We start from the raw sequence: 18,474 nt of genomic DNA, 5'->3' as shown, positions 1-18,474 counted from the left end.
GACGGGCCGGCGGCGGCGGCGGTCTCATGCAGCCGGCAGCGTCTTGCCGAACGAGATGCGCTCCTCGACGCGATAGCCGAGCGCCGCGTAGAAGCGGCACGCGTCGTCGTTGCCGGGGAGCACCTGCAGGTTGATCTTCAGGCAGCCGCGCGCGGCGAGTGCGCGTTCCGCGTGCGCGATCAGCGCGCGGCCGACGCCGAGCCGGCGCGCGTCGTGCGCGACGCCGAACGAGTAGAGCCAGCCGCGATGTCCGTCAAAACCCGCCATCAGCGTGCCGACGACGCGCGCGCCGCTGGTCGCGACGAAGAACAGTTCCGGCTGCGTCGCGAGCTTCAGCTCGATCGATCGCAGCGGATCGCGATGCGGCGGCGCATCGGCGTCTTCGTATTGCGGGAACGCGTCGCGCCATACCGTGAGCACGGCATCGGTGTCGGCGCGTTCGAACGGGCGGATAGCGACAGCATCGGCGGCGGCTTCCATCGCGGCGGTCTCCTTAGAGCGTGTCGAGGATCGACCGCAGCATCGCCATCATCTGGTCGATTTCTCCGGTCGTCACGTTCAGTGCGGGCATGAAGCGCAGCAGGTTCGGCCGCGCGGCGTTCAGCAGCAGGCCGTCGGGCTGCATGTCGCGCGCCTTCTCGACGATCTGCGGGCCGATATCCTTGCCGAGCAGCAGCGCGCGCAGCAGGCCTTCGCCGCGTTCGCCCTCGAAGCCGCGCTCCTCCGACAGCTCGAGCAGCTTGCGCTTCAGGTATTCGCCGCGTTCGCGCACGCCTTCGAGGAAGCCGGGCGCGACGAGTTGCGAGATCACCGAGTAGCCGACCGCCGTCATCAGCGGGTTGCCGTTGTAGGTGCCGCCCTGATCGCCGGCCTCGAATACCGCGACGTCGGCTTTCGACAGCAGCGCGCCGAGCGGCGCGCCGCCACCGATGCCCTTCGCGAGCGTCATGACGTCCGGCTCGATACCGGCGAGCTCGTATGCGAACAGCGTGCCCGCGCGGCCGCAGCCGCTTTGCACTTCGTCGACGATCAGCAGCAGGTTGTGCTGCTTCGTCAGCGCGCGCAGCGCCTGCATGAATTCGCGCGTCGCCGGAATCACGCCGCCTTCACCCTGGATCGGCTCGAGCATCACGGCGACGGTCTTGTCGGTGATCAGCTTCTCGACCGAGTTGATGTCGTTCAGCTCGGCCTTCGGGAAACCCGGCACCTGCGGCGCGTAGATGGTGTCCCAGCCAGGCTTGCCGCTGGCCGACATCGTCGCGAGCGTGCGGCCGTGGAAGCTGTGGTCGAACGTGATGATCTCGTACGCGCCGTTCTTGAACTTGCGGCCCCACTTGCGCGCGAGCTTGATCGCGCCTTCGTTCGCCTCGGCGCCGCTGTTCGTGAAGAACACCTTGTCGAACACGCTGTGCTGCGTGAGCAAGCCCGCGAGCTTCGCCATCGGTTCGTTGTAGAACGCCGGCGACGGGTTCAGCAGCTTTTCGGCCTGCGTCTTCAGGGCTTCGACGATGCCGTCGTTGCAGTGGCCGAGGCTGTTGACGGCCCAGCCCTGGATGAAGTCCAGATAGCGCTTGCCCGTGTGATCGTAGAGCCACGAACCCTTGCCGTGCGTAAACACGATGTCGGGGCGGTTCGTGATGTACATCAGCGAGTCGATCGGAAAATCGTTCAGGGGCATGGCAGCAGACTCCAGCGGACGTTGAAAGGGAAACGGGCAATAAAAAAGCCACGGAAGGCCGTGGCTGGTGGGTTCGAACAGCTTGTGCGTAACCGGTGAAGCGGTGTGGGTTACGCGCGAGTCCGTGACGAGCCTGCGGCATCCGGGCGGAGCGGCGAGCGGCGACGTCGAAGGGCGGACAGGAAGCAGTTCATGTGCGCAAGCATAAGGCATCCCGCGCCCCACTGTAAACCGCCGCAATGCCACGGATGTGACACGGCGGTGTGCAGCGGGGGGCGCGGGCGGCGGCGCTCAGACCGGATGCGCGAGATCGGCCGCGCTCGTGAACGAGTCCGCGTAGAACTCGTCGGCCGGCAGCGCGTGGTGCTGCGTGAAGTCGCGCTGCGCAGATTCGACCATCACCGGCGCGCCGCAGGCGTACACCTGGTGGCCCGACAGATCGGGCAGGTCCTCGATCACCGCGCGATGGACGAAGCCCGTGCGGCCCGTCCATTGATCGCCGGCGTCCGGCTCGGAGAGCACCGGCACGTACTTGAAGTTCGGGATCTCGCGCGCCCACTGCTCGGCGAGTTCGCCGAGGTAGATGTCCTTCTTGCGGCGGGCGCCCCAGTAGAGCGTCATCGGGCGCGTGATACCCGAGTGCTTCACGTGCTCGATGATCGCCTTGATCGGCGCGAAGCCCGTGCCCGACGCGAGCAGCACGATCGGCTTGTCGGAATCCTCGCGCAGGAAGAACGTGCCGAGCGGGCCTTCGAAGCGCAGGATGTCGCGCTCCTTCATCGCGCCGAACACGTGGTCGGTGAACTTGCCGCCCGGCATGTGGCGGATGTGCAGCTCGACCGGGCCTTCCTCGTGCGGCGCGCTCGCCATCGAGTAGCTGCGGCGCGAGCCGTCCTTCAGGATGAACTCGACGTACTGGCCCGCGAGGTACTGCAGGCGTTCGTTGGCGGGCAGCTGCAGCTTCACGACCATCACGTCGTCGGCCTTGCGTTCGAGTGCGGCGATCCGGCACGGCAGCTTCTTGACCTGCACCCCGTCGACGCCGGCGATTTCACGCACGTCGATCTCGAGATCGCACTGCGCCTTCGAGCAGCACAGCAGCGCGAGCCCGCGCGTGCGTTCGTCATTGGACAGGGCCGATGCAGCGTGCGGGCCCTGTTCGATCTGACCCGACACGATCTGGCCCTTGCAGGAGCCGCATGCGCCGTTCTTGCAGCCGTACGGCAGATGGATGTTCTGGCGCAGCGCGGCAGCCAGCACGGTTTCGTCCGACTCGACCTGGAATTGCCGGCCGCTTTGCTTGAGAGTGACGTTGAATGCCATAGAACCAAACTAGAACAAAATGTGGGGACCGTGCATGTCGCGCACGGCAGCTACAATGCAAAACCGTTGCGCGTCGCGCAACGGCGGCTACTGATTTCGCAACCAACATGATCGCGACACGAATCCTGCGCCGGCCGCGCGTACTGATCGTCGGCTGCGGCGACGTCGGCATGCGCTGCGTCGCGCAATGGCGCGACGCACGCCGCAACCTGCGGATCCTCGCGCTGACGAGCCACCCGGCCCGCCGCGACGAACTGCGCGCCGCGGGTGCGACACCGATCGTCGGCGACCTCGATCGCCGGGCGACGCTTGGCCGTCTCGCGGGCCTCGCCCGCACGATCCTGCATCTCGCGCCGCCGCAATCCGACGGCCGCGACGACCGGCGCACGCGTGCGCTGATCGCCGCAACGTCCATGCCCGCCCGTCGGCCGGCGGCACCGCCGGCGCCGGCGGTCGGCCGGCTCCGAACGCTGCGCACCGCTACCCGACAGGCCGGCGCGCCCGTTCGGGCAGCGCGTATTGTACCCGACGGTCTTCGCGCGCCGAGGCTCGTCTATGCCAGCACGACAGGCGTATACGGCGACTGCGGCGGCGCGCGCATCGACGAAACGCACCCGCTGCGCCCCGCGAATCCGCGCGCGTTCCGGCGCGTGTCGGCCGAGCGGCAACTGCGTGCGGCGACGGTGCGCGGCGTGCTGTCCGCGCGCATCGTGCGCATTCCCGGCATCTACGCGGCGAACCGCCTGCCGGTCGCGCGGCTCGAGCGCGGCACGCCGGCGCTCGTGCCGGCCGACGACGTCTACACGAACCACATCCACGCGGACGATCTCGCGGCGATCCTGCGCCGTGCAGCCGAACGAGGCCGACCGGCGCGCGCGGTGCACGCGTCGGACGACAGCGAACTGCGGATGGGGGAGTATTTCGACCGGGTCGCGCAGGTGCTCGGCCTGCCGAGGCCGCCGCGCGTCAGCCGCGCGGACGCCGAGCGCCTGCTCGAACCGACGCTGCTGTCGTTCATGCGCGAGTCGCGGCGCCTGTCCAACGCACGGCTCAAGGCCGAATTGTGCGTGACGTTGCGATATCCGACCGTAGACGATTTCCTTCAAACGCTCGCGCCGGGCAGCGCGTCAGGTCAGCGCCGGTAACGCCTCGATCAGCAGGAAGCAGAGCAGCGCACCGATCAGCGCGCCAATCAGGTTCGGATGATATTTGTGCTTCATGTGCATCGTGGCCAGCAGGCCGCCGATCACGATCACACCGATGACCGCGAACGCAATCATCACGGACGACAGTTCGAAAGAATGGTTGATGTTCATGGTATCTCCCCCTGCATCGCTGCTCTTGCAGCTTGTGATTTCAGTATAGCGGGGGAACATGCGGCCGAGACACGGCCGGACACCGAACGGTCGTGCGGATTTTCCCTTACAGGGTTTTGACGGGATTGCGCAGGGCTGAAAGGTCGGCGTCATCGAGCCACCGCCACGCACCCGGTTCGAGATCGTCCGGCAGCGCGTAACCGCCGATGCTTTCGCGGTGCAGCAACTCGACGCGGTTGCTCGCCGCCGCGACCATGCGCTTGACCTGGTGGTATTTGCCTTCGAGGACGGTCAGCGCGAGTGCGTGGGTGTCGCGCGCGTCGGCAGCGACGGCCGCGATCGGCTTCGGCTCGCCATGTAACTGCACGCCGCTGCGCAGCGCATTCAGCTGCGCATCGTCGAGCGGGTGGCGCACGGTCGCGACGTAGGTCTTCGGCACCTTGCGTTTCGGCGACGTGTACGCGTGCACGAACTGGCCGTCGTCGGACAGCAGCAGCAGGCCGGTCGTGTCCTGGTCGAGACGGCCGACGCACTGCACGCCGCGTGCGACGAGCGGCGCGGGCAGCAGGCTGAACACGCTCGCGTGATGCTGCGGATCGCGCGAACACTCGTAGCCGGCCGGCTTGTTGAGCGCGAGATACGCGCGCGCGTGAAACGGCCATGCCGTATTGTCGACCGAGAACACGAGGCCGTCGGTGTCGAACGTGGCGTCGGCGTCGGTCGCGGCGGTGCCCGCGACGGCGACGCGGCCGGCTTCGATCAGGCCGCGGCACTGGCGGCGCGAGCCGAAGCCCTGGGTGTAGAGAATGCTTTCGAGATCCATAGCGGGCGCATTCTATCAAGCGGCGGCGGATGACCGGCATGAACGCGCATGCGCTGGTAAGCTGCCGGAACGCCGCGCGGGGCGCGGCGCCCGTTCATTCTTCACGGACAGCCCATGCGTTTCGATTCATTCCCGTTCGGCCGCCAGGTGGCCGCAGTCATCGTGGCCGCGACCGTCTCGTCGGCCGCGTTCGCGCACGCGCATCTCGCGAAGAGCGATCCGGCGGCGGGCGCGGCGGTGGCCGCCGCACCGGCCGCCGTCACGATCGATTTCACCGAGCCGCTGGAGCCGGCATTCAGCTCGATCGTCGTCGTCGACGGTGACGGCAAGACGGTGTCGGACGGTCGCGCGCGCATCGATGCGTCGAACCGCAAGCGGATGACGGTGCCGCTGACGGCGGTCGGTACGGGCGCGTATACCGTGAAATGGGTGGCCGTCGCGACCGACGGACACCGCACGCAGGGCATGTACGGCTTCAGCGTGAAGTGACGCAACGGCGGCGGCAGGCCCGTGCCAGGGTTGCCGCCGCCCTTATCCGAAAGGGGGTTTCCCGCATGAACCCGACGACGCTCGACGCACTCGCCGATTTTCCCCGTCAGCTCGAAGCGCATTTCGCGGCCGTGCCCGACGGCTACGCGCGCTGGACGCCCGACGACTGGGCCGGGATTCCGAGCGAGCATTTCTCGCCGCTCGGGCAGCTCTGCCACGTGCGCGACATCGAGATCGACGGCTATCACGTGCGGCTGCGGCGGATGCTCGACGAAGACCGGCCGCTGCTCGAGTCGATCGACGGCGACGCGCTTGCGATCGAGCGCCGCTACAACGACGCGTACGCATCCGACGTGCTCGCGGCGATCCGCGACGCGCGACGCGAAACGCTGGAGCTGTTGTCGCACCTTACGCCGGAACAGTTCGAGCGTGCCGGCGAGTTCGACGGCTACGGGTCGCTGACCGTGCGCGGGCTCGTCCACTACCTGTGCAGCCACGACCAGCAGCATCTGGCCGGCATGCAGTGGCTGCTCGGCAAGATCGACGCGACGCTGTACGCGCGCTGAACCGGCCGGCGGCCGCGCAATGAAACCGGATGCCGGTGCCGCTGTCGGTACGGCATGCCACATTGCGGCGCTTCGACTGGATCGGTTTTCTGGATAATCCATCCAGCCGCAACCGGCTGACCGGCGCGCCGCGGGTGCCTACACTCCTAGCTTCGTTCAACGAAAAAAGGAGTCAACCGTGGCAACTCATACGCTCGCAGACAAGGTTGTCCTGATCGCAGGCGGCGCAAAGAATCTCGGCGGCCTGATCGCCCGCGATCTGGCGGGCCACGGCGCGAAGGCGGTGGCGATTCACTACAACAGCGCGGCGTCGCAGGCACAGGCCGAAGAGACGGCGGCCGCGGTACGTGCGGCCGGCGCGGAAGCCGCGACTTTCCAGGCCGACCTGACGACGGCCGCCGCGGTCGAGAAGCTGTTCAACGACGCGAAGCAGCGCTTCGGCAAGATCGACATCGCGATCAACACGGTCGGCAAGGTGCTGAAGAAGCCGTTCACCGAGATCAGCGAGGCCGAGTACGACGAGATGTTCGCGGTCAACAGCAAGTCCGCGTTCTTCTTCATCAAGGAAGCGGGGCGGCATCTCGAGGATCACGGCAAGCTCGTCACGCTCGTGACGTCGCTGCTCGGCGCGTTCACGCCGTTCTATGCGGCGTACGAAGGATCGAAGGCGCCCGTCGAGCACTTCACGCGCGCGGCATCGAAGGAATACGGCGCGCGCGGGATCTCGGTGACGGCCGTCGGGCCCGGCCCGATGGATACGCCGTTCTTCTACCCGGCCGAAGGCGCCGACGCGGTTGCGTATCACAAGACGGCGGCCGCGTTGTCGCCGTTCAGCAAGACGGGCCTGACCGACATCGAAGACGTCGTGCCGTTCATCCGCCATCTCGTGACCGACGGCTGGTGGATCACCGGCCAGACGATCCTGATCAACGGCGGCTATACGACCAAGTAACCGGGCCGCCCAACGGCCGCGCGGCGCACCGCAATGGCGCGTTTGCGTGGACAATGGACGGGCGTGCAGCCGCGAGGCCGCGCGCCCGTTTTCTCTGTGCCGCCGAAGCGCGCCGCGAGGCGCGGCGGCTGGCGGCGACTGTCGTTCGAACCCGGGTTTGCCGCCGATGGACAAGCTGGATCAGGTCAGGATCTTCCTGCAGGTTGCCGAGATGGGCAGCTTCATCAAGGCTGCGCATGCGCTCGACGTGCCGCGCGCGACCGTGTCCGCGGCCGTCCAGCAGCTCGAGACGGGGCTCGGCACGCGTCTCCTGCATCGCACGACGCGCCAGGTGCAACTGACCGCCGACGGCGCGCTGCTGCTCGAACGCGGCCGGCGCCTGCTCGCGGAGGCCGACGAACTCGACCGCCTGTTTCGCCGCCGCGACCGTGACGTGGTGGGGCGGCTGAACGTCGACGTGCCGAGCCGGATCGCGCGCCGCGTCGTAGCGCCGTCGCTGCCGTCGCTGTTTCACCGCTACCCGAAGCTGCAACTGTCGCTCGGCTCGACCGACCGCTCGATCGACCTCGTACAGGAGGGCGTCGATTGCGCAATCCGCGTCGGGCGGCTCGCGGACAGCAGCCTCGTCGTGCGGCCGCTCGGGCAGTTCACGCTGATCAACTGCGCGAGCCCCGATTACCTGCGCGAATGCGGCGTGCCCGAGCATCCGGATGCGCTCGCACACGGGCACTGGGCGATCGGCTATGCGTCGCCGACGACGGGGCGCGAGCTTGGATGGGAATACTGCGCGGACGGGCAGCGGCACACGCTGACGCTGCCGAGCCGCGTGATCGTCAACAACGCCGAAACCTATATCGCCGGCTGCATTGCCGGCATGGGCCTGATCCAGATCCCGCGGTTCGACGTCGAACATCTGCTGGCAAGCGGCGCGCTCGTTGACGTGATGCCAGGCCATCGCGCCGAGCCGATGGACGTGTCGGCCGTGTATCCACACCGCCGGCACCGGTCGCGCCGGCTCAACGCGTTCATCGAGTGGTTCGGGGAGTTGATGGCGGAGGCGCTGACGGGGGCGGCGGCGGGGCAGGGCGCGGACGGCGATTGAGCGGAGCGGCCGGGTGGCGCGGTTGCCATCGCGCAGGTTTCAGTCGTCAAGCGCGGCGAACTGCCGGCCGCGCCCGATGGCCCGCACCGCATCGATCAATGCCGCGCCGGGGCCGTCCGGTTTTGCCGCGAATGCGTAGAAGCGTGCGGCCGGCAGCGCGGGCAGGCCGTCCCGCGGCCCGCATTCGCGCAGGCCGTCGCGCAACTGGCTGCGCGCGAGCGCGGTGACCGCGAAGCCGGCGAGCGCGGCCGACACGCAGCCGGCCATGCTGCCGCTCTCGAACAGCACACGGAACGGCCGCAGGGCGGCGGCGAGCGCCGCGACGGCCGCTTCCCGATAGACGCACGGCTGCGGAAACAGCGCGAGCGGCACTTCGCCACTCGCGTCGAGCGTGCGGTCCGACGCGAAAGCCCACACGAGCGGCTCTTCCCACAACAATTCGCCCGGCGTGTCGACCTGCCGGCACTGTTTGCCGAATACGACGTCGAGCCGGCCGAGCGCCTGCTCGCGCAGCAGCGATGCGGTGATCCCGACCTTCAGCTCGATCGACGTGCGCGGATGGCGGTCGCGGAACGTGCGCAGCACATGCGGTAGCCACGCCCCCGCGAAATCTTCCGACGCGCCGACCCGCAGCGGCCCGTGTGCAGGCGCGCCGCGCAGCCGCGCGCGCACTTCGCGCTCCATGTCGACGATGTTGCGCGCGTACGCGTACAGCGTGTCGCCGGCCGGCGTGAGTGCGATGCGGCGGGTCGTGCGCGCGAGCAGCACGGTGCCGGCCGCCTGTTCGAGCCGCTTGATGTGGCCGCTGACGGCGGAGGGCGTCAGTGCGAGACGTTCGGCGGCGGGCGCGAATCCGCGGCTGTCGACGACTTCGAGGAAGGTGCGCAGCAGCGTGATGTCGAGCGCGGTCGACGCGGGATCGGTCAGCGGTTCCATGGATCAATTCAACGCGATATTCGACGAATGAATCATGATACTCCGTGAATCGTGATGAAAGGCTGGCCTACCATCGTGCGTTCAGGCTGACCCAACGGAGTTCACGATGACGACCTATATGCACGCGACGACCGCGTCGCTCGATATTGCCTATCTCGAATGGAACCCGCGCGGCGAGCGCGCGGCCGTGCTGCTGCATGGCTGGCCGGACAGCCCGGTCGGCTGGGAGCCGGTGGCCGCGGCGCTCGCCGGGCAGGGCTACCGCGTGCTGGCGCCTGCATTGCGCGGCTTTGCGCCGACGCGCTTTCGCGACGCGTCCGTGCCGCGCAGCGGCCAGCTCGCGGCGCTCGGACGCGACCTGCTCGAATTCGTCGATGCACTCGGTGTCGAGCGGCCCGTGCTGGTCGGGCATGACTGGGGTGCCCGCGCGGCCGCGAACGCGTGCGGGCTGCGCGACGGTGCCGCCTCGCATCTCGCGATGCTGTCGGTCGGTTACGGTACCAACGATCCCGGCCAGCCACTGTCGTTGCAGCAGGTGCGCAACTATTGGTATCACTGGTTCATGGCGACGCCGCGCGGCGAGCAGGCGCTGCGCGACGATCGCCGCGCGTTTGCCCGCCTGATGTGGGAGACGTGGTCGCCGCCGGGCTGGTACCGCGACCGCGATTTCGAGGCAGCTGCGGTCGCGTTCGACGGACCCGACTGGATCGACGTCGTGCTGCATTCGTACCGGCATCGCTGGGGATTCGCGCCGGGCACGCCGGCCTATGCGGACGACAATGCGCGGCTGAACCCGGCGCCCGTGCTGCCGGTGCCGACGCTCGTGCTGCACGGCGGCGCGGATACCTGCAATCACCCGGACAGCTCGGCCGGGCGCGAACGGTTCTTCACCGGGCGCTATGAGCGGCAGATCCTGGACTCGGTCGGGCACTTTCCGCAACGCGAGGCGCCGGCGGCCGTCGCGGACGCGATCCTGCGGTTCTGCGCGCGCGACTGAACGCGCGGCCGTCCGCCCCGCTCATTCGGTGCGATGCGGAATGTTGTCCGGGAACGGGTAGGGCGCATGCGGCCCCGGCCAGTCGGGCACCGGCGGCTCGCGAAGCAGGTCGCATCCGCCCAGCATGATCGACAGCAACGCGGCGAGCACGCCGACGCGGATCGGGATTGAAATGACGCGCTTGGACATGGCTTGCCTCCGTGCTGCGTTCCCTGATGCTTGGACTGCGGGAGGAGGGCGCGCGTTGCGGTGGGCATCGCGCGTGGCCAAAACAAAAAACCCGCGAAGCAGCGAGCTTGCGCGGGTTTCAGTGCAGCGCGTGACGCTGCGAAATACTGGTGCCCAGGGCCGGAATCGAACCGGCACGCCTTGCGGCGGGGGATTTTGAGTCCCCTGCGTCTACCAATTTCACCACCTGGGCTTGTTCCCGACCGCGCAGACTGGTGCGCGGCGAAAGGCGGATTATGGCGGAAATCCGGATGCCGGGCAAGCTGCCCGGTTACCGGCGCGCAAGTCACTGGCTCAGGTAGACGAACCGGCCCTGCTTCACGATTCCCATCACGCTCGCGCGCTGATCGAGCCCCACATGATCCTTGTCGCTCGTGTTGACGACGCCGTTCGGCACGACGAGTTCGTGCGCGCGTTCGAGTTCGCGGCGCAGCGCCGCACGGAACGCCGGCGTGCCGGGCTGCGCGGTTTTCAGCGCACGGCCGACCGCGTCGGCGAGGCGCGGGTAGACGCCCGCCGCGTCGCCCGCGAACTGCGTGACCGTGCCGGCGCCGTACTTCGCCTCGTACGCGTCGACGAACGCGAGCGCGGCCTTGCGGGCCGGATGATCGGCCGGCAGCGTGCGCGCAACGACCACCGGCTGGGTCGGGAACAGCGTGCCGTCGACGTCCTTGCCGCCGAGCTTGATGAATTCCGGCGTCGCGATCCCGTGCGTCTGGTAGACCGGGCCCTGGTAGCCGCGCTCGATCAGCGTGCGCTGCGGCAGCACGGCCGGCGTGCCCGAGCCGGCGATCAGGATCGCGTCGGGCTTCGCGGCGATCAGCTTCAGCGCCTGGCCCGTGACGCTCGCGTCGGTGCGGTTGAAGCGCTCGGTCGCGACGATGCGGATCTTGCGCAGGTCGGCGAAGCGCGTGAATTCGTTCAGCCAGCTGTCGCCGTAGCTGTCCGCGAAGCCGATGAAGCCGACCGTCTTCACGCCGTGGTTCGCCATGGTGCGCGTCATCACGTCGGCCATCGCGCTGTCGCTCTGCGCCATCTTGAACGCCCAGGTCCGCGCGCCTTCCTGCGGCTCGACGATCGCGCCGGAACCCACCAGCGTGATCATCGGCGTCTGCGCGGCGGCCACCGCGTCGAGCGCCGCGAGCGCGGCCGGCGTGATGTTCGGCCCGACCACGACGTCCACGTGATCCTCGTCGACCAGCTTGCGGATGTTGCGCACCGCGGTGCCCGGGTCGGATGCGTCGTCGAGCACCGTCACCTGCACCGGTTGCCCGGCGATCGTCTTCGGCCACATCAGGATCGCGTTCTTGCTCGTGATGCCGATCGCGGCGGCCGGGCCGGTCGACGACAGGTCGACGCCGACCTTCAGGTCGGCATGCGCGGCCGCGCAGGCCAGCGCGAGGGCGGCGCCGGCGGCGCGGCGCAGCAGGGCGGGAAGCGTCATGCGGGAATCTCCGTCGGGCAGCAAAAAGGGGCGCGATATGCGCCCCTGTGTTTATACACGCCGGTCAAAGCTCGTACGATTCGGATTCGCCCTTGAGTGCCTGTTCGATCAGCTTGCGGTTCAGCGTTGGCGACAGCAGTTCGACGAGCGTATACACATAGCTGCGCAGGTAGGCGCCCTGCTTGAGCGCGACGCGCGTCACGTTGCTGCCGAACAGGTGGCCGACCGGGATCAGCCGCAGGTTGCGGTCACGCTCCGGGTTGAACGCGATGTCGGCCATGATGCCGACGCCAAGACCGAGTTCGACGTAAGTCTTGATCACGTCGGCGTCGATCGCTTCCAGCACGATGTCCGGCGACAGCCCGCGCAGCGCGAACGCGTGGTTGATCTTCTTGCGGCCCGCGAACGCGTCGTCGTAGGTGATCAGCGGGTACTGCGCGAGATCGTCGAGCGTGACCGGCTTGCGTTCGAGCAGCGGATGGTCGGCCGGCACGACGGCTGCGTGGTGCCACTGGAAGCAGGGCAGCGACACGAGCTCCTTGTAGTCGGAGATCGCCTCGGTCGCGATCGCGAGATCGGCCTGGTCGTGGATCACCATCTCGGCCACCTGCGTCGGGCTGCCTTGCAGGATCGACAGGTGCACCTTCGGAAAGCGCTTCTTGAATTCGGCGATCGCGGCCGGCAGCGAGTAGCGGGCCTGCGTATGGGTCGCGGCGATGGTCAGGTTCCCCTGGTCCTGCGCCGCATAATCTTTCCCGACCCTTTTAAGGCTTTCAACCTCCTGCAGGATCCGCTCGACCGACGCGAGGATGATCCTGCCCGGCTCGGTGAGCGAGCGCACGCGCTTGCCGTGCCGCGTGAAGATCTCCACGCCCAGTTCGTCCTCGAGCTCGATGATCGCCTTCGAAACCCCCGGTTGCGACGTGTAGAGCGCCTTCGCGGCCTCGGTGAGATTGAAATTCTGCCGGACGGCCTCGCGCACGAAGCGAAATTGGTGCAGGTTCATTTATAACCCTTCCGCATATCAACAGAATTTTTTAGTCGTTTGAAATATAAGGCGAGTTTATTACGATTCACCGGAGTTTTTCAAATATGGATATCTGTTTTCGTCATTAGCAATCCACCCGGCAGCGGATGGGGGCGGTGACGGCGGAACGGAGATTCGGGCGCGACGTGGCTAGGACGTCGCGCGGTCACCACGAAAACCCTGGGGTCCCCGAATGTATCAGTACGACCAATACGACCAGACGATCGTCGACGAGCGTGTCGCGCAGTACCGCGATCAGGTGCGCCGCCGGCTGTCGGGCGAGTTGAGCGAAGACGAATTCCGACCGCTGCGCCTGCAGAACGGCCTGTACATGCAGCGCCACGCGTACATGCACCGCATCGCGATTCCGTACGGCAACCTGCGCAGCGACCAGCTCCGGATGCTGGCGCGCATCGCCCGCGAACACGACCGCGGCTACGGCCACTTCTCGACCCGCTCGAACATCCAGTTCAACTGGGTCGAGCTGGAAGACACGCCCGAGATCCTCGCGAAGCTCGCGTCGGTGCAGATGCACGCGATCCAGACGTCGGGCAACTGCATCCGCAACATCACGGCCGACCAGTTCGCCGGCGTCGCGCAGGACGAAGAGATCGATCCGCGCCCGTGGGCCGAAATCCTGCGTCAGTGGTCGACGTTCCATCCCGAATTCGCGTGGCTGCCGCGCAAGTTCAAGATCGCGGTGTCGGGTTCGAAGGACGACCGCGCGGCCGTGCAGATCCACGATCTCGGCGTGTACCTGAAGAAGAACGCGCAAGGCGAAGTGGTCGCGAGCATCCTCGCGGGCGGCGGCCTCGGCCGGACGCCGATCGTCGGCGCGGTGATCAAGGAAGACCTGCCGTGGCAGCACCTGATCACGTACTGCGAAGCCGTGCTGCGCGTGTACAACCGCTACGGCCGCCGCGACAACCTGTACAAGGCGCGGATCAAGATCCTCGTGAAGGCGCTGTCGCCGGCGAAGTTCGCGCAACAGGTCGAGGAAGAGTGGCAGCACCTGAAGGACGGCCCGTCGACGCTCACGCAGGCCGAGCTCGACCGCGTGTCGCAGTACTTCGCGCCGCCCGTCTACGAGAAGCTGGCCGACACCGACGCGTCGTTCGAACAGCACCTGCTCGAGAACAAGGCGTTCGCGCGCTGGGTCGAGCGTAACGTCGCACCGCACAAGGTGCCGGGCTACGCGGCCGTCACGCTGTCGCTGAAGGATCATCGCGTGGCGCCGGGTGACGCGACCGACGCGCAGATGGACCTGGTGGCCGACTGGGCCGACGCGTACTCGCTCGGCGAGCTGCGCGTGTCGCACGAGCAGAACCTGATTCTCGCGAACGTGAAGAAGCGCGACCTGTTCGCGGTATGGGAAAAGGCGAAGGCGGCCGGTTTCGCGACGCCGAACATCGGCCTGCTGACCGACATCATCGCGTGCCCGGGCGGCGACTTCTGCTCGCTCGCGAACGCGAAGTCGATCCCGATCGCGCTGGCGATCCAGCAGCGTTTCGACGATCTGGACTATGTGTACGACCTCGGCGACCTGTCGCTGAACATTTCCGGTTGCATGAACTCGTGCGGTCACCACCACGTCGGCAACATCGGCATCCTCGGTGTCGACAAGGACGGCGCCGAGTGGTACCAGGTGTCGCTCGGCGGCGAGCAGGGCACGGGCCAGAACGGCGCGCGCCTCGGCCGCGTGATCGGGCCGTCGTTCTCGGCGGAAGAAGTGCCGGACGTGATCGCGAAGCTGATCGACACGTTCGTCGATGCGCGCATCGACGGTGAGCGCTTCGTCGACACGTACGACCGCATCGGCATCGCGCCGTTCAAGGAGCGCGTGTATGCGGCGCGCCAGGCAGTGAACGCGTAACCAACCGGGTACAAGGAATTTGCAGATGGCTTCGATTATCAAGAACCGCGCAGTGATCGACGACGCATGGCAGGTCGTGCGCGCGGCGGAAGACGGTGCGCTGCCCGCGGTTGACGCGTTGCCGGCCGGCAAGGTGCTGGTGCCGTTCGCGTTGTGGCAGGCCGAGCGCGCGGCGCTCGTCGCCGCGAAGACGAAGGACGAGCTCGGCGTGTGGCTCGCGTCGGACAGCGAACCGGCCGATCTCGTGGCCGATTTCGGCGCGATTTCGCTGATCGCCGTCGATTTCCCGCGCTTCGCGGACGGCCGTGGCTACAGCATCGCGCGCCTGCTGCGCGAGCGCCACGGCTGGACCGGCGAACTGCGTTCGATCGGCGACGTGCTGCGCGACCAGCTGCTGTACATGTCGCGTTGCGGCTTCGACGCATTCGCGGTGCGCGCCGACAAGGACATCCACGACGCACTGAACGCGTTCACGGAATTCACGCAGCGTTACCAGGGCGCGTTCGACGAGCCGGCGCCGCTGTTCCGCCGCCGCGCGGCCGACGCAGCGACGCCCGATGCGAAGGTGAGCGCATGAGTGCCGCCACCGCGCTGACGCCGGTACTCGCCGCGAAGGTCGAGCGCCTCGACGCGCTGCTCGCGCAGATCGGCGCCCGTCACGAAAAAGTGAAGTTCGCGAGCAGCCTCGCGGCGGAAGACATGCTGCTCACGCACGCGATCCTGTCGAAGGGCGTGTCGATCGGCATTTTCTCGCTGAACACGGGCCGCCTGCATGCGGAAACGCTCGGCATGATCGACCGCGTGCGCGAGCGCTACGGCTACGAGATCGAGCAGTTCCACCCGCAGCAGGACGCGGTCGACCAGTATGTCGCCGAACACGGCCTGAACGCGTTCTACGAGAGCGTCGAGCTGCGCAAGTCGTGCTGCCACATTCGCAAGGTCGAGCCGCTGAACCGCGCACTGTCCGACGTCGGCGCGTGGGTCACCGGCCAGCGCCGCGAGCAGTCGGTCACGCGCGCGGAGCTGCACGAGGAAGAACAGGACGAAGCGCGCGGGATCGCGAAGTACAACCCGCTCGCTGACTGGACGGAAAGCGACGTGTGGGCGTACCTTGACGCGTTTGAGGTGCCGGTCAACCCGCTGCATGCGCGCGGCTATCCGAGCATCGGCTGCGAGCCGTGTACGCGCGCGATCCGTCCCGGCGAGGACAGCCGCGCGGGCCGCTGGTGGTGGGAATCGCGCGATACGAAGGAATGCGGCCTGCACATCACGATTACGCCGGTTCCTGCGGCCGCCGAAGCTGGCGCCGCGCACTGAAAGCCTGACAAGAAACTGAATATTGCGCCGCCAGCGACAGCGGGCGGCACGAACCCAGAAGAGAAGGACTGAAATCATGAGCACGACGCTCGAGCAATCCGCCTTTGCCCCGGCCACCGGCGCGGACAGCCGCATGGGCCACCTCGACTGGCTCGAAGCCGAGTCGATCCACATCCTGCGCGAGCTGGTTGCCGAGTGCAGCAAGCCGGCGCTGCTGTTCTCGGGCGGTAAGGATTCGGTCGTCGTGCTGCATCTGGCACTGAAAGCATTCGGCCTCGGCGCGAACCGCAAGACGACGCTGCCGTTCCCGCTCGTGCACATCGACACGGGCCACAACTACGAGGAAGTGATCGACTTCCGCGACCGCCGCGCGCAGGAACTGGGCGCCGAGCTGATCGTCGGTCACGTCGAGGATTCGATCAAGCGCGGCACGGTCGTGCTGCGCCGCGAAACCGATTCGCGCAACGCCGCGCAGGCCGTCACGCTGCTCGAGACGATCGAGGCGCACGGCTACACGGCACTGATCGGCGGCGCGCGCCGCGACGAGGAAAAGGCGCGTGCGAAGGAGCGCATCTTCTCGTTCCGCGACGAGTTCGGCCAGTGGGATCCGAAGGCGCAGCGCCCGGAACTGTGGAGCCTGTACAACGCCCGCCTGCACAAGGGCGAGCACCTGCGCGTGTTCCCGATCTCGAACTGGACCGAACTCGACGTGTGGCAGTACATCGCGCGCGAGAACCTCGAACTGCCGTCGATCTACTACGCGCACCAGCGCGAGATCGTGCGCCGCAACGGGCTGCTCGTGCCCGTCACGCCGCTCACGCCGATGCGTGACGGCGAGTCGAGCGAGCTTGCGCAAGTGCGCTTCCGCACGGTCGGCGACATCAGCTGCACGTGCCCGGTCGAGAGCGATGCGGACGACGTCGAGAAGATCATCGCCGAGACGGCGGTGACCGAGATCACCGAACGCGGCGCGACCCGGATGGACGACCAGGCGTCCGAAGCCGCGATGGAACAGCGCAAGAAGCAAGGTTATTTCTGAAGCACACGAGGACATTCACATCATGAGCATCATCGAGAACACCGAAGACCTCGGCGTGCTGCGCTTCATCACCGCGGGCAGCGTCGACGACGGCAAGAGCACGCTGATCGGCCGCCTGCTGTACGACAGCAAGGCCGTGCTGTCCGACCAGCTGTCCGCGCTGTCGCGTGCGAAGAACAAGCGCACGGTCGGCGACGAGCTCGATCTCGCGCTGCTGACCGACGGCCTCGAGGCCGAGCGCGAGCAGGGCATCACGATCGACGTCGCGTACCGTTACTTCGCGACCGCGAAGCGCAAGTTCATCATCGCCGACACGCCGGGCCACGAGCAGTACACGCGCAACATGGTGACGGGCGCGTCGACCGCGCACGCAGCGATCATCCTGATCGACGCGACGCGCATCACGGTGGAAAACGGCGTCGTGCAGTTGCTGCCGCAGACCAAGCGCCACAGCGCGATCGTCAAGCTGCTCGGGCTGCAGCACGTGATCGTCGCGATCAACAAGATGGACCTCGTCGACTACAGCGAGGCGCGCTTCAACGAGATCCGCGACGCCTACGTCACGCTCGCGAAGCAGCTCGGCCTGACCGACGTGGGCTTCGTGCCGGTGTCGGCGCTGAAGGGCGACAACATCGTCGGCGCGAGCGAGCGCATGCCGTGGTATGCGGGCGAACCGCTCCTCGACGTGCTCGAGTCGCTGCCGGTGGAGACGCAGGCGCATGACGCGCTGCGCTTCCCGGTGCAGTGGGTTGCGCGCCAGGACGGCAGCTCGGCCGACGATTTCCGCGGCTACATGGGCCGGATCGAGTCGGGCGAAGTGAAGGTCGGCGACGAGATCGTCGTACTGCCGTCGAACCGCACCGCGACGATCGCCGAGATCGTCTCGCCGGTGCCGGGCGGCACGGCGTCCGTCGCGCACGCGTTCGCGGGCCAGACGGTCACGATCCGTCTCGAGGAGGATGTCGACGTGTCGCGCGGCGACATGTTCGTCACGACCGCCGAGCCCGTCGAGCCGGCCAAGAAGCTCGAGGCCGACCTGTGCTGGTTCGACGAAACGCCGTTGTCGCCGCAGCGCAAGTACCTGCTGAAGCAGACCACGAGCACGGTGTTCGCGAAGGTCGGCGCGGTCAAGCAGGTGCTCGACGTGCATACGCTGTCGCACGCCACCGACCGTCAGGAACTGAAGATGAACGACATCGGCCGCGTCGCGCTGACGCTGCAGAAGCCGATCGTCTGCGACACGTACGATGCGCATCCGGGTACGGGCGCGTTCGTGCTGATCGACGAGGCGACGCATCACACGGTCGCCGCGGGCATGATCCGCGCGTTCTCGGCGTAATCGTCAATCTGCGCGGCGAACCGCG

Annotated in this window: 20 protein-coding genes and 1 tRNA gene; 11 read left to right on the top strand and 10 right to left on the bottom strand. The window is 67.5% G+C overall.

Going from position 1 to position 18,474, the window contains the following annotated elements; genetic code table 11:
• Positions 1 to 24: 24 nt before the first annotated feature.
• The 3 genes from ACWMMN_RS13230 to ACWMMN_RS13220 all read right to left on the bottom strand — a co-directional run bounded on the left by ACWMMN_RS13230 (position 25) and on the right by ACWMMN_RS13220 (position 3,001).
• Positions 25 to 480 (bottom strand): GNAT family acetyltransferase, encoded by a 456-nt coding sequence (locus ACWMMN_RS13230; protein ID WP_059233418.1) that lies wholly within the window; start codon positions 478 to 480, stop codon positions 25 to 27.
• Between the two features lie 13 nt (positions 481 to 493).
• Complete coding sequence (locus ACWMMN_RS13225) at positions 494 to 1,678, bottom strand: acetylornithine transaminase (protein WP_256085202.1); 1,185 nt, start codon at positions 1,676 to 1,678, stop codon at positions 494 to 496.
• A 291-nt stretch (positions 1,679 to 1,969) separates the two neighbouring features.
• Complete coding sequence (locus ACWMMN_RS13220) at positions 1,970 to 3,001, bottom strand: CDP-6-deoxy-delta-3,4-glucoseen reductase (protein ID WP_486422741.1); 1,032 nt, start codon at positions 2,999 to 3,001, stop codon at positions 1,970 to 1,972.
• Positions 3,002 to 3,108: 107 nt separating this feature from the next.
• Here ACWMMN_RS13220 and ACWMMN_RS13215 point away from each other — a divergent pair, with 107 nt between their 5' ends.
• The gene (locus tag ACWMMN_RS13215) at positions 3,109 to 4,146 is read left to right on the top strand and encodes an NAD-dependent epimerase/dehydratase family protein (RefSeq protein ID WP_059233421.1); all 1,038 of its coding nucleotides are present in this window, start codon (positions 3,109 to 3,111) and stop codon (positions 4,144 to 4,146) included.
• Here ACWMMN_RS13215 and ACWMMN_RS13210 read toward each other — a convergent pair.
• Together ACWMMN_RS13210 and ACWMMN_RS13205 are read right to left on the bottom strand one after the other, a co-directional pair.
• Complete coding sequence (locus ACWMMN_RS13210; protein ID WP_059233422.1) at positions 4,129 to 4,317, bottom strand: hypothetical protein; 189 nt, start codon at positions 4,315 to 4,317, stop codon at positions 4,129 to 4,131. The genes ACWMMN_RS13215 and ACWMMN_RS13210 overlap by 18 nt on opposite strands.
• A gap of 106 nt (positions 4,318 to 4,423) precedes the next feature.
• On the bottom strand, positions 4,424 to 5,140 hold the full coding sequence (locus ACWMMN_RS13205; protein ID WP_059233423.1) for a 16S rRNA pseudouridine(516) synthase: 717 nt from the start codon (positions 5,138 to 5,140) through the stop codon (positions 4,424 to 4,426).
• A 114-nt stretch (positions 5,141 to 5,254) separates the two neighbouring features.
• On the opposite strand from ACWMMN_RS13205, the gene copC reads away from it, so the two are divergent.
• From copC to ACWMMN_RS13185, 4 genes are all read left to right on the top strand, one after another.
• Positions 5,255 to 5,629, top strand: a complete 375-nt coding sequence (copC, locus tag ACWMMN_RS13200) for a copper homeostasis periplasmic binding protein CopC (protein WP_174992969.1) — start codon at positions 5,255 to 5,257, stop codon at positions 5,627 to 5,629.
• A gap of 65 nt (positions 5,630 to 5,694) precedes the next feature.
• Entirely contained in the window at positions 5,695 to 6,195 is a 501-nt protein-coding gene (locus ACWMMN_RS13195; RefSeq protein ID WP_059233425.1) for a DinB family protein, read from the top strand.
• A gap of 178 nt (positions 6,196 to 6,373) precedes the next feature.
• Complete coding sequence (locus ACWMMN_RS13190; RefSeq protein WP_486422740.1) at positions 6,374 to 7,147, top strand: SDR family oxidoreductase; 774 nt, start codon at positions 6,374 to 6,376, stop codon at positions 7,145 to 7,147.
• Positions 7,148 to 7,313: 166 nt separating this feature from the next.
• Positions 7,314 to 8,249: a LysR family transcriptional regulator gene (locus ACWMMN_RS13185; protein ID WP_486422739.1), complete on the top strand. Its 936-nt coding sequence runs from the start codon at positions 7,314 to 7,316 to the stop codon at positions 8,247 to 8,249.
• A gap of 39 nt (positions 8,250 to 8,288) precedes the next feature.
• Here ACWMMN_RS13185 and ACWMMN_RS13180 read toward each other — a convergent pair whose 3' ends face one another.
• On the bottom strand, positions 8,289 to 9,185 hold the full coding sequence (locus tag ACWMMN_RS13180; RefSeq protein WP_059233427.1) for a LysR family transcriptional regulator: 897 nt from the start codon (positions 9,183 to 9,185) through the stop codon (positions 8,289 to 8,291).
• 106 nt (positions 9,186 to 9,291) lie between these two features.
• Here ACWMMN_RS13180 and ACWMMN_RS13175 point away from each other — a divergent pair, with 106 nt between their 5' ends.
• Positions 9,292 to 10,182 carry an alpha/beta fold hydrolase gene (locus ACWMMN_RS13175; RefSeq protein ID WP_059233428.1) on the top strand — a complete coding sequence of 297 codons (891 nt, stop codon included), beginning with the start codon at positions 9,292 to 9,294 and terminating at the stop codon, positions 10,180 to 10,182.
• A 21-nt stretch (positions 10,183 to 10,203) separates the two neighbouring features.
• On the opposite strand, the gene ACWMMN_RS13170 is transcribed toward ACWMMN_RS13175, so the two are convergent.
• From ACWMMN_RS13170 to ACWMMN_RS13155, 4 genes are all read right to left on the bottom strand, one after another.
• A complete protein-coding gene (locus ACWMMN_RS13170; protein ID WP_174992965.1) occupies positions 10,204 to 10,371 on the bottom strand; it encodes a hypothetical protein in 168 nt (55 codons plus the stop codon).
• A 147-nt stretch (positions 10,372 to 10,518) separates the two neighbouring features.
• A tRNA-Leu gene (locus ACWMMN_RS13165) sits at positions 10,519 to 10,603 on the bottom strand.
• 93 nt (positions 10,604 to 10,696) lie between these two features.
• Positions 10,697 to 11,854, bottom strand: coding sequence for an ABC transporter substrate-binding protein (locus ACWMMN_RS13160; protein ID WP_486422738.1), 1,158 nt, complete (start codon positions 11,852 to 11,854; stop codon positions 10,697 to 10,699).
• A gap of 64 nt (positions 11,855 to 11,918) precedes the next feature.
• Positions 11,919 to 12,860: a CysB family HTH-type transcriptional regulator gene (locus ACWMMN_RS13155; protein WP_014896306.1), complete on the bottom strand. Its 942-nt coding sequence runs from the start codon at positions 12,858 to 12,860 to the stop codon at positions 11,919 to 11,921.
• 214 nt (positions 12,861 to 13,074) lie between these two features.
• Between ACWMMN_RS13155 and ACWMMN_RS13150 the strand changes: the two genes are divergently transcribed.
• The 5 genes from ACWMMN_RS13150 (at position 13,075) to ACWMMN_RS13130 (ending at position 18,449) form a co-directional block, all read left to right on the top strand.
• The gene (locus tag ACWMMN_RS13150; RefSeq protein ID WP_174992963.1) at positions 13,075 to 14,754 is read left to right on the top strand and encodes a nitrite/sulfite reductase; all 1,680 of its coding nucleotides are present in this window, start codon (positions 13,075 to 13,077) and stop codon (positions 14,752 to 14,754) included.
• Positions 14,755 to 14,779: 25 nt separating this feature from the next.
• Positions 14,780 to 15,331: a DUF934 domain-containing protein gene (locus ACWMMN_RS13145; RefSeq protein WP_059233431.1), complete on the top strand. Its 552-nt coding sequence runs from the start codon at positions 14,780 to 14,782 to the stop codon at positions 15,329 to 15,331.
• On the top strand, positions 15,328 to 16,071 hold the full coding sequence (locus ACWMMN_RS13140; RefSeq protein WP_059233432.1) for a phosphoadenylyl-sulfate reductase: 744 nt from the start codon (positions 15,328 to 15,330) through the stop codon (positions 16,069 to 16,071). Before ACWMMN_RS13145 ends, ACWMMN_RS13140 begins: the two co-directional genes overlap by 4 nt.
• Positions 16,072 to 16,147: 76 nt before the next feature.
• Positions 16,148 to 17,110, top strand: a complete 963-nt coding sequence (cysD, locus tag ACWMMN_RS13135; RefSeq protein WP_059233433.1) for a sulfate adenylyltransferase subunit CysD — start codon at positions 16,148 to 16,150, stop codon at positions 17,108 to 17,110.
• 22 nt (positions 17,111 to 17,132) lie between these two features.
• Complete coding sequence (locus ACWMMN_RS13130) at positions 17,133 to 18,449, top strand: sulfate adenylyltransferase subunit 1 (protein ID WP_059233434.1); 1,317 nt, start codon at positions 17,133 to 17,135, stop codon at positions 18,447 to 18,449.
• Positions 18,450 to 18,474: the final 25 nt, after the last annotated feature.

The sequence above is a fragment of the Burkholderia cepacia complex sp. TUM26381 genome (assembly GCF_057439935.1).
Note: the sequence above shows the minus strand (reverse complement) of the source record. Positions and strands in the feature narration are given on the sequence as shown.